The sequence below is a fragment of the Actinomadura sp. NPDC048032 genome (genome assembly GCF_040653175.1).
Taxonomy (GTDB): domain Bacteria; phylum Actinomycetota; class Actinomycetes; order Streptosporangiales; family Streptosporangiaceae; genus Spirillospora; species Spirillospora verrucosospora.
Window position 1 is genome coordinate 1 of sequence record NZ_JBEZJP010000347.1, and the last position, 9236, is coordinate 9236.

Annotated in this window: 9 protein-coding genes; 7 read left to right on the top strand and 2 right to left on the bottom strand. The window is 73.7% G+C overall.

What is annotated here, in order from left to right:
* Positions 1–92: 92 nt before the first annotated feature.
* Positions 93–893, top strand: coding sequence for an SAM-dependent methyltransferase (locus tag AB0C69_RS32050; RefSeq protein ID WP_360358722.1), 801 nt, complete (start codon positions 93–95; stop codon positions 891–893).
* A gap of 310 nt (positions 894–1203) precedes the next feature.
* Here the strand turns inward: AB0C69_RS32050 and AB0C69_RS32055 are convergent, their stop codons facing one another.
* Positions 1204–1866, bottom strand: a complete 663-nt coding sequence (locus tag AB0C69_RS32055) for a hypothetical protein (RefSeq protein WP_360358723.1) — start codon at positions 1864–1866, stop codon at positions 1204–1206.
* A complete protein-coding gene (locus tag AB0C69_RS32060) occupies positions 1866–2633 on the bottom strand; it encodes a hypothetical protein (RefSeq protein WP_360358724.1) in 768 nt (255 codons plus the stop codon). Before AB0C69_RS32060 ends, AB0C69_RS32055 begins: the two co-directional genes overlap by 1 nt.
* A 275-nt stretch (positions 2634–2908) precedes the next feature.
* On the opposite strand from AB0C69_RS32060, the gene AB0C69_RS32065 reads away from it, so the two are divergent.
* From AB0C69_RS32065 to AB0C69_RS32090, 6 genes are all read left to right on the top strand, one after another.
* Entirely contained in the window at positions 2909–4531 is a 1623-nt protein-coding gene (locus AB0C69_RS32065) for a lysine 5,6-aminomutase subunit alpha (protein ID WP_345183053.1), read from the top strand.
* Positions 4528–5367 carry an OAM dimerization domain-containing protein gene (locus tag AB0C69_RS32070; RefSeq protein WP_345183054.1) on the top strand — a complete coding sequence of 280 codons (840 nt, stop codon included), beginning with the start codon at positions 4528–4530 and terminating at the stop codon, positions 5365–5367. The genes AB0C69_RS32065 and AB0C69_RS32070 overlap by 4 nt, the downstream gene beginning before the upstream one ends.
* The gene (locus AB0C69_RS32075) at positions 5364–5759 is read left to right on the top strand and encodes a hotdog fold domain-containing protein (RefSeq protein ID WP_345183055.1); all 396 of its coding nucleotides are present in this window, start codon (positions 5364–5366) and stop codon (positions 5757–5759) included. Before AB0C69_RS32070 ends, AB0C69_RS32075 begins: the two co-directional genes overlap by 4 nt.
* A gap of 568 nt (positions 5760–6327) precedes the next feature.
* A complete protein-coding gene (gene lnt, locus AB0C69_RS32080; protein ID WP_360358725.1) occupies positions 6328–8022 on the top strand; it encodes an apolipoprotein N-acyltransferase in 1695 nt (564 codons plus the stop codon).
* 5 nt (positions 8023–8027) lie between these two features.
* Entirely contained in the window at positions 8028–8774 is a 747-nt protein-coding gene (locus tag AB0C69_RS32085; protein ID WP_360358726.1) for a polyprenol monophosphomannose synthase, read from the top strand.
* Between the two features lie 89 nt (positions 8775–8863).
* Positions 8864–9236 (top strand): FxsA family protein (locus tag AB0C69_RS32090; RefSeq protein WP_360358727.1); only part of this gene is annotated, 373 nt, incomplete at its 3' end.

The following is a 9236-nucleotide window of genomic DNA, read 5'->3' on the forward strand; positions in this document are numbered from 1 at the left end:
AGGGCGATGTAGAGGGCGCCGGCGATGAGCGGGAAGTGGACCATGGTGTAGGCGTCGCGGACGGCCCCACTTCGGGCATAGGGAGACGACGAATGGACTCCGAGTGGATCCCACCCGAGGTCGACAGCCGTAGACCAAGCGTCGCACGGGTGTACGACTATCTGCTCGGCGGAGCGCACAATTTCGCCTCTGATCGTGATCTCGCGACGGGGCTGCTGCGGGTCGAGCCGCGGGCGCGGGAGCTGGCGCGCGCGAACCGGGCGTTCCTGCGCCGCGCCGTGCGCGCGCTCGCCGAGGAGGGCGTCGCCCAGTTCGTCGACATCGGCTCGGGCATCCCGACGCAGGGCAACGTGCACGAGGTCGCGCAGGAGGTCGCCCCGCACGCGCGGGTGGTGTACGTCGACAACGACGACGTCGCGGTGGCGCACGGCCGCGCCCTCCTGGCGGGCGACGACCGCGTCAGGGTGGTCCAGGCCGACATGCGCGATCCGGCGGGCATCCTCGCCGCGCCGGAGCTGAAGGAGCTGGTCGACCTCTCCGAGCCGGTCGCGTTCCTGCTCGTCGCGGCGCTGCACCTGATCAGGCCCGAGGAGGATCCGCCCGGCATCGTGGCGGCGCTGCGGGACGCGGCCGCGCCGGGCAGCGCCCTGGTGGTCTCGCATCTCACCGATGAGGCGCAGCCGACCAAGACCGCGGCGATCGGCAAGCTCTACGACCGGGCCACCTCGCCGGCGGTGTCCCGGTCCCACGCGGAGATCCTGCGGTTCTTCGACGGCTGGGACCTGCTCGACCCCGGCCTGGTGTACGTGCCCCAGTGGCGCCCGGACGAGGCCGAGGCCGTGACCGACCCGGAGCGCTTCCTCGTCCTCGGCGGAGTAGCCCGCCACCCCTGACCAAACCCGCCCGCCCGCACCGGCCGCGTCTTCGCGCCTGCCCGGTGGGGGTGGATGGACGGTCTTGGGGACGGCCGCGCGCCGGGTTCCATCCCCGCCTCCCACCGCCATCGGGAGCCGCGCGCTGGTCGGCATCCGCTTACGGCGCCCTCCAGCATCTCGCGAAGCGGGCCATGCGGCCGGGTACTGCTGTCTGCCGGAAGGACGAAGGGAACCTCTTCGGTCTGTCGCGGCACGCTGGCGTGACCTGCGGCTTGTCGAGGCTTCCGGCGCTACTCCGGGGCGAGCGGGATCTTGGTGGAGGCGTGGGTCAGTGCGCGAAGGCGATGGCGGTGCCGGCGCTGATGACGACGGCGATGACGACCAGCACGAGCGAGGAGCGCAGCGGGTTGCGGCGCTGCTGCGGCGCCTTCTTCGGGCGGGGCGCCGCGTGCGCCCGCACCGGTGCGGGCTTCTTGGCCTTCTTGGGCGGCGCGGGCGGCGCCGGTTCCGGGCGCGTCCGCGGAGGTGGGACCGGCGCGCGCGGCGCGGCGGCCGGGGGCGGCGGTTTCGGCGCGGCTGCCGGTGGCGGGGCCGGGGCGGGCGGCTCGGGGGCCGGAGGAGACGGAGACGGTGGTGCCGGCGGCTCCGGGGTCGGCGAAGGCGGCGGGGGTTCTGGGGGTTCGGGGGTGTTGGAGGGCGGCTCCTGCGGGGGCGGGGGCGGGGGCGGTGGCTCGGGGGTGTCCGGGGGCTCGCAGCCGTCGGCGGGGCCGCCGCCGATCTCGATGTCGATGCACAGGCTGATCTGGGGCGTCGGCGTCGGGTGGGCCTGTGCGGCGGCGGGGAAGCCGAGCATCACGGCGGGCAGTGTGAGAGCCGGTAGCGCCAGGGTCGGCAGCGTCCGGCCGGGCGGCCTGCGGAGCGGCAGTGCGCGCGCCGACAGGGTGCGGCGCCGCCGCACCCTGGCCGGGGCGGCGGCGGGGCGGGGGCGCATCAGCCGCCTCCCGCGATGCGCTGCAGGTCGGCGTGCAGGCCGGTGAAGGCCTCGGGGCCGACGGCGAGGGCGCCGCTGAACACGTGGGAGATGTCGACGGTGAGGTAGGCCCCGGCGGCGAGCAGCGCCGCCATCAGCGACAGCGGCACCAGCGTCATGCCGCGCGGGCGGGCGCCCGCGAGGAACGGCAGCAGCAGGACCACGGCGCCGGTGACGAGGGTGACGCCGAGCAGGCCGGCGGGGGGCGTCGTCCGGGCGTCCATGGCGCGCTGCCGCCGCGCCGCGGAGATCTCGCCGAGGTGGTCCAGGACGGCGCTGCGAGCGTCCTTGGCCTCGTCGGTGCCGGCCTGGACGGCGATGACCTCGCGGCGGAGCCGGTCGAGGTCGGTCCAGCCGCGGGAGCTGAGCCGGCCGTGCCTCATCAGCCGCCACTCGGGGCCGCGCACGAGTTCGACGTAGGCGATGAGCCCGTCCTGGACGCGCCGGGCGTCGGCCGCGGGGAGGCGCTGGGCGGCCCAGTACGCCTCGGAGATCGCCTGGCTCTCGGTGTAGGTGTTGGAGCGGGCGGAGTCCGACGTCGTCCACGGCACGACGATGGCGATGGCGAACGCCAGCAGGAACAGCGCGGAGAGCATCGCGCCGGTGTGGGAGTTGGTGGGGCCGTCGGGGGCGGCGTCGTCCACGGTGCCGCGCGCTCGTCGTACCAGCCGGCTCGCCGTGATGACCACGCCGACGGCGCAGGCCGCGGCCGCGAAATAAACGATCATGCCCCTCCCGAAATCGGTCCGTCCGTGACCAGGGGTGAGCATAGCTTTACTCATTGTCGTTGTGTGATGGGTTGTCGCGGACCGTCACCGGGGGGTGACATGACCGCTCGGAGGGGAAAGATGGGGCTGGTCGCCGGCGGAAGGTGGCGGGAGATGTGCCGCTAGTTCTTGTGGAATACGGTGTCCGTGCCGGAAGATCTCCCGTAGAGAACTCGGTATGAAGGATGATTGTTAGGACCGGCCTGAGAGGGGCGGCTGCGTGAGGGGAGACGGCAATGGCGCCGCAGGGAAAGCTGGACCTCGACCCGGAGGCGGTGCGCACCGCCCGGCGCCTGGCCGCCCGGGCCGCCGAACCCATCATCGACATGGCCCGCTCCCACACCACCGTCTCGGTCGAGCGGGCTCTGCTGAGGCTGGCCGGCCTGACCGGCGCCGACGATGAGGGGCGCCCCTGGGCCAACCACCTCGCCGACGCCGTCCGCGACCAGGTCGGCCTGGAGCACGGGCTCGCCCTGCCGGTCTGGGACGCGCTGCTGGCCGGTCCGCACGGCTCCCTGGACGACCTGGCCCGGGCCGCCGCCCGGGGGCGGGTGTCGTTCCGGCTGCCGTCGGGCGCCGATGCCGAGCACGCCCGCAAGGCCGCGGGCGAGGCGGCCCGCGGCGGCATGGCGCGCATCGACCGGCGCCGCGCCGAGCGCGACCGGCTGCTGGCCGAGCTGCCCACCCCCGACCGGGCCGACCCGCCCCGGCCGCTGGTCTACCTGATCGTGGCGACCGGCGACATCTACGAGGACATCCCGCAGGCGCAGGCCGCCGCCCGCGAGGGCGCCGACGTCGTCGCGGTGATCCGCTCCACCGGGCAGTCGCTGCTGGACTTCGTGCCCGAGGGCGCCACCCGGGAGGGCTACGCCGGCACCTACGCCACGCGGGAGAACTTCCGGCTGATGCGCTCGGCCCTGGACGACGTCTCCCGCGAGCTCGGCCGGTACGTGCGGCTGACGAACTACGCCTCCGGGCTGTGCATGCCGGAGATCGCGACGCTGGCCGGGCTGGAGCGCCTGGACATGATGCTGAACGACTGCATGTACGGCATCATCTTCCGCGACATCAACCCGCGCCGCACCTTCATCGACCAGCGGTTCTCCCGGCAGATCCACGCCCGCGCAGGCATCGTCATCAACACCGGCGAGGACAACTACCTCACCACCGCCGACGCCGTCGACGCCGCGCACACCGTGGTCGTCAGCCAGCTGCTGAACGAGCGGTTCGGGCACGAGGCCGGCCTCGCCGACGACCAGCTCGGCCTCGGCCACGCCTTCGAGATCAACCCGGCGATCCCCGAGTCGTTCCGGATGGAGCTGGCGCACGCCCAGCTCGTCCGGGAGCTGTTCCCGGGCGCGCCGCTGAAGTACATGCCGCCGACCAAGCACATGACCGGCAACATCTTCGCCGGCTACCTGCTGGACGCGTTCTTCAATCTCGCCGGCGTGCTGACCGGGCAGTCGATCATCCTGATCGGGATGATGACCGAGGGCATCCACACCCCCTGGCTGTCGGACCGTGACCTGGCGCTGGAGAACGTCCGCTACGTCCGCGACGCCTGCGGGAACCTCTCCGAGGACTTCATGCCCCGCCCGGACGGGATGCTCGTCCAGCGCGCCAAGCAGGTGCTGTCGGAGTCGGTGGAGCTGCTGGAGCGCATCGCCGACGACGGGCTGCTCGACGCGATCGCCGAGGGCACGTTCGGCGTCACCCGCCGTCCCGCCGACGGGGGCAAGGGCCTGGACGGCGTCGTCCCGCGCGCCGACGGCTACTTCAACCCCGCCATCGAGATCCTCGACACCGAGGACCCGCACGCCGCCCGATCCACCGCCGCCGACCAGGAGGTGCCCGCATGACGGTCGAGAGCCCCGGAACCGGTACCGGGACCCAGGCCCCCGCCGAGCCCGCCGACACCCGGCAGGTGATCCGCCCCTACGGCGACACCACCGGCGACGGCATGGTGCAGATGTCGTTCACCCTTCCCGTCCCGGCCGGCAAGCGCGCCGAGGCGGCCGCGCTGCAGCTCGCGGGGAAGATGGGCCTGGACCCGGCCAGCGTCGTCCACGCCAAGCCCATGGGGCCCCACTTCACCTTCTTCATCGTGTACGGCAAGGTGCGGCACCTCATCGACTACGCCTCCATCCCCGTCCCGGAGGAGCGCGCCTACCCGCTGCTGTCGTCCCAGGAGGTGAACCTGGCGATCCGCGAGGCGCTGAACCGGCGGCTGGTGGTCGTCGGGGCCTGTATCGGCACCGACGCGCACACCGTCGGGATCGACGCGATCCTCAACGTGAAGGGCTTCGCGGGGGAGAAGGGCCTGGAGTACTACCGGGAGATCCAGGTCGTCAACATGGGCGCCCAGGTCACGGTCGAGGAGCTGGTGGAGCGCGCCAAGGCGGAGAACGCCGACGCGGTCCTGGTGTCGCAGGTCGTCACCCAGCGCAACGCCCACCTGCACAACACCAAGCAGATGGCGGCGGCGTTCCACGCCGAGTACCCGACGGCGGTGGCCGGGGGCATGGGGCGGCCCCTCCTGGTCGTCGGCGGCCCCCGCTTCGACACCGTCACCGAGGCCGATCTCGGCGTCGACCGCATCTTCGGCAAGGGCACGACGCCCGCCGAGGTCGCCAGCTACCTCGTGCACGCCCTGCTGCCCGGCGAGCACCGCCCCACGACGATGGAGGAAGAGTGAGCGACCCCCGTGAGGGACTGACCGTCACCCACCGCCGCTACATCCCCTACTCGCACGCCCACTACGCCGGCGACCTGGTCGACGGCGCCTACGTGCTGGGGCTGTTCGGGGACGTCGCCACGGAGCTGTGCGTCCGCACCGACGGCGACGAGGGCCTGTTCGCCTCCTACTCCGACGTGCAGTTCCGCGCGCCCGTCCGGGCCGGGGACGTCCTGGAGACCACCGCCGTGCTGGCCCGCGCCGGCACCCGCAGCCGCGTGATGGACTTCGAGGCCCGCGTGGTATGCCGGGGCCGTCCCGACAAGGGCGAGTCGGCGGCCGAGGCGCTGGCCGAGCCGATCGTCGCGGTCACCGCGACCGGGACCGTCGTGGTCTCGGCCCCGGGAGGCTGACCGGCGCCCACGTGATCGCGTGCAGGGCGTTCGGCGAAATCGCCGAACGCCCTGATCATGGTTTTGAGCTGGGTTAACACGGAGTAGCCGCAGAACATGCGGCGGTTGACAAGGTGGCGGAAGCCGGTAGTTTTGCTGCAGTCCAGCACGGGACTCACCGATCGGCCGCCCGAGGGGCCGCCGGGCGCCGCGCCGCGACGGGGACGGGGATCACGCCAGTGGTCGCCACCGTGCCCGCCCGAGCCAGCGCGGTGATCCGCGGCCGTGTCCGGGCGGAGCCGTCCGATCGTGCGGGGGGTTGGACCCGGGAAGGGCCCGGACATCCAGTAGAAAACGGAGCCTCGTTCTCACCGCCTGTGGGACGACTCCGGCCCGACGGATGTCGCGGGCCCTCCTCCGTGTCCGGCCCCCGTGCCGGCCCCGATCAGCTCTGTGACCGGCCCCGTCCCCCTCCTCGGCTCCGCACCAGGTGAGCCGCCCTTTTCCGCCGCGACCTGGGCCCATGGTCGCCGCGGACGCCCGGGGCCGGTAGCGTTCCGGCAGAGACCCAGAGTGAACGAGGTGGGACGTGGCCCAGGAGACCCTCCCGGACCGGTCGCCGGCGGCGGGGCCGGGCGACGGCCCGGGCGGCGAGCCCGGCGCCGGGGCGCCGAGCGGGCGGCTCGGCCGCCTGCGCCGCGGCCTGCGCTCCGGCGGCCGCGCGGGCTGGCCTCGCACGCTGCTGGCCGTGGCGGCCGGGCTGCTGATGTGGCCGGCCTTCCCCCCGTTCGACCTCACGCCCCTCGCGCCGGCGGGCGTCGCGCTGCTGACCCTCGCGCTGATCGGCCGTTCCCCTCGCACCGGCGCCTGGCTCGCGTTCCTCGCCGGCGCCGCGTTCTTCGTCCCCGCGCTGGAGGGGATCTCCCGCGTCGGCCCGGACGGCTGGATCATCCTCAGCCTCGTCGAGGCCGCCTACTTCCTGCCGCTGGGCGCGGGGATCGCGGTGGTCACCCGGCTGCCCGGCTGGCCCGTCTGGACGGCCGCGCTGTGGGTCGGCGAGGAGCTGATCCGCGGCCGCGTCCCCTTCGGAGGGTTCCCCTGGGCGCGGCTGGCCTTCAGCCAGACCGCCACGCCCCTCACCCCCTACGCGTCCTTCGGCGGGGCGCCCCTGGTCACGTTCCTGACGGCCCTGCTCGGCGGCCTCCTCGCCTGCGCCGCCGTGGCCGTCCTCCGCGCCCGGTCCAAGGCCTCCCGGGACGGGGACGGGGGCGGGGGCGGAGACGGAGACGTCGGGGAGCGGCCCAGCACCCGCCGGGCGCTGCTCCCCGCGGCGGTCTGCCTGGCCGCGGTCGGCGCCGTCGTCGGCGGAGGGCTGCTGATCCCCACGCCCGCCGACGGCCGCCCGGTCACCGTCGCGGTCGTCCAGGGCAACGTGCCGCGCCTCGGCCTGGACTTCCTCGGCCAGCGCAAGGCCGTGCTGGACAACCACGTCAAGGCCACCCACGAGCTGGCCGAGCGGGTCCGCGCCGGGCGGGTCGCCAAGCCGGAGCTGGTGGTGTGGCCGGAGAACGCCAGCGACCTCGACCCCTACACCGAGCCCGACGCCTACAACGCCATCGACGGCGCGGTGAAGGACATCGGCGTCCCCGTCCTCGTCGGCGCCCTCACCGACACCCCCGACGGGAAGAAGGTCGAGAACCGCGGCATCGTCTGGGACCCGCGGACCGGCCCGGGCGACTACTACGTCAAGCGGCACCCCGTCCCGTTCGGCGAGTACCTGCCGTTCCGCGACGTCCTGACCAAGCTGATCACCCGGTTCGAGCGGATCCCGCGCGACTTCGCCAAGGGCGACCGCTCCGGCGTGATGAGGCTCGGGCCGGTGGACATCGGCGACGTGATCTGCTTCGAGGTCGCCTACGACAAGGAGGTTCGCGACGTCGCGCGCGGGAATCTGCTGGTCGTGCAGACCAACAACGCCACCTACGGCAAGACGAGCCTGCCGCCCCAGCAGATCGCCATGTCGCGGCTGCGCGCGGTCGAACATGGCCGTACGATCTTGGTAGCCGCGACGAGCGGGATCAGCGCCATCGTCGCCCCCGACGGCCGCATGGTCGACCGGTCCCGGGAGTTCGTCCCGGCCGTCCAGGTCGCGTCCGTCCCGGCGCGGACGGCGCGGACGGCGTCGGACCGGCTGGGGGAGGCGCCGGAGTGGGCGCTGGCGCTGCTCGGGCTCGGCGCGGTCTGCGCGGCGGCATGGACAGCCAGGAAGAACGAGGGGAATTGACGCCGATGGAGATCCCAGCCGGGCTCGGCCGGGTGCTCGTGATCATCCCGACGTACAACGAGCGGGACAACATCGAGCGCATCGCCGGGCGGGTGCGCGAGGCCGTCCCGTCGGTGGACGTCCTCGTCGTGGACGACGCCAGCCCCGACGGGACCGGCGAGGCCGCCGACGCGATGGCGGCCGCGGACGAGCAGATCAAGGTGCTGCACCGGCAGGGCAAGGAGGGCCTCGGCCCCGCCTACATCGCCGGGTTCCGGTGGGCCGCCGAGCAGGGCTACGACGTGATGGTCGAGATGGACGCCGACGGCTCCCACCAGCCCGAGGAGCTGCCGCGGCTGCTGTCGGCCCTGGAGGACGCCGACCTGGTCATCGGCGCCCGCTGGGTGCCCGGCGGCAAGGTCCGCAACTGGCCGAAGCGGCGCGAGGCGCTGTCGCGCGGCGCCAACACCTACGCCCGCGTGATGCTCGGCATCCCGCTGCACGACTCCACCGGCGGCTACCGCGCCTTCCGCGCCGCGACGCTGGAGAAGATCGGGCTGGAGGGGGTCGACTCGCGCGGCTACTGCTTCCAGATCGACCTGGCGCTGCGGGCCCTGCGGCAGGGGCTGCGCGTGGTCGAGGTGCCGATCACCTTCGTCGAGCGCGTCCACGGGACCAGCAAGATGAGCCGGGACGTGATGGCCGAGGCGGCGCTGCGCATCACCCAGTGGGGGATGAGCGACCGCATCGGCAAGATCCGCGACCCGGGCTGAGGCGCGCCCGGGGGCGTGCGGGGAAACGAACGGGGCCTTCCCGGCGTTGAACCTAGGGAGAGGTTTTCGACGACCCCGAAGATGGAGCCATGCTGCCGCTGCTGATCGTCCTGGCGTTCCTGCTGGTGCCGGTCCTGGAGATCTTCGTACTGATCCAGGTCGGCGAGGTGATCGGCGCCTGGCCCACCGTCGGCCTGCTGATCGCCGAGACCGCGCTGGGCGCGTGGATCGTCCGCCGGGAGGGCCGCCGCGCGTGGCGGGCCCTGCAGGAGACGGCGCGGCGCGGGGTGCTGCCCGACCGGGAGGTCGCGGACGCGGCGCTGGTCATGGCCGGCGGCGTGCTGCTGCTGGTCCCCGGCTTCGTCACCGACCTGGTGGGGCTCGTGTTCGTGCTGCCGTTCACCCGCCCGCTCGTCCGCCGCGCCCTGTCGGCGTTCGCGGCGCCCTGGCCGAGCAGGTCGC

Bases quoted from the DNA above. Each gene is read 5' to 3' on its own strand.
- AB0C69_RS32055 (WP_360358723.1), bottom strand. From the start codon at position 1,866: ATGCGCCCCCGCCCCGCCGCCGCCCCGGCCAGGGTGCGGCGGCGCCGC.
- AB0C69_RS32070 (WP_345183054.1), top strand. From the start codon at position 4,528: ATGACGGTCGAGAGCCCCGGAACCGGTACCGGGACCCAGGCCCCCGCC.
- AB0C69_RS32060 (WP_360358724.1), bottom strand. From the start codon at position 2,633: ATGATCGTTTATTTCGCGGCCGCGGCCTGCGCCGTCGGCGTGGTCATC.
- AB0C69_RS32085 (WP_360358726.1), top strand. From the start codon at position 8,028: ATGGAGATCCCAGCCGGGCTCGGCCGGGTGCTCGTGATCATCCCGACG.
- AB0C69_RS32065 (WP_345183053.1), top strand. From the start codon at position 2,909: ATGGCGCCGCAGGGAAAGCTGGACCTCGACCCGGAGGCGGTGCGCACC.
- AB0C69_RS32050 (WP_360358722.1), top strand. From the start codon at position 93: ATGGACTCCGAGTGGATCCCACCCGAGGTCGACAGCCGTAGACCAAGC.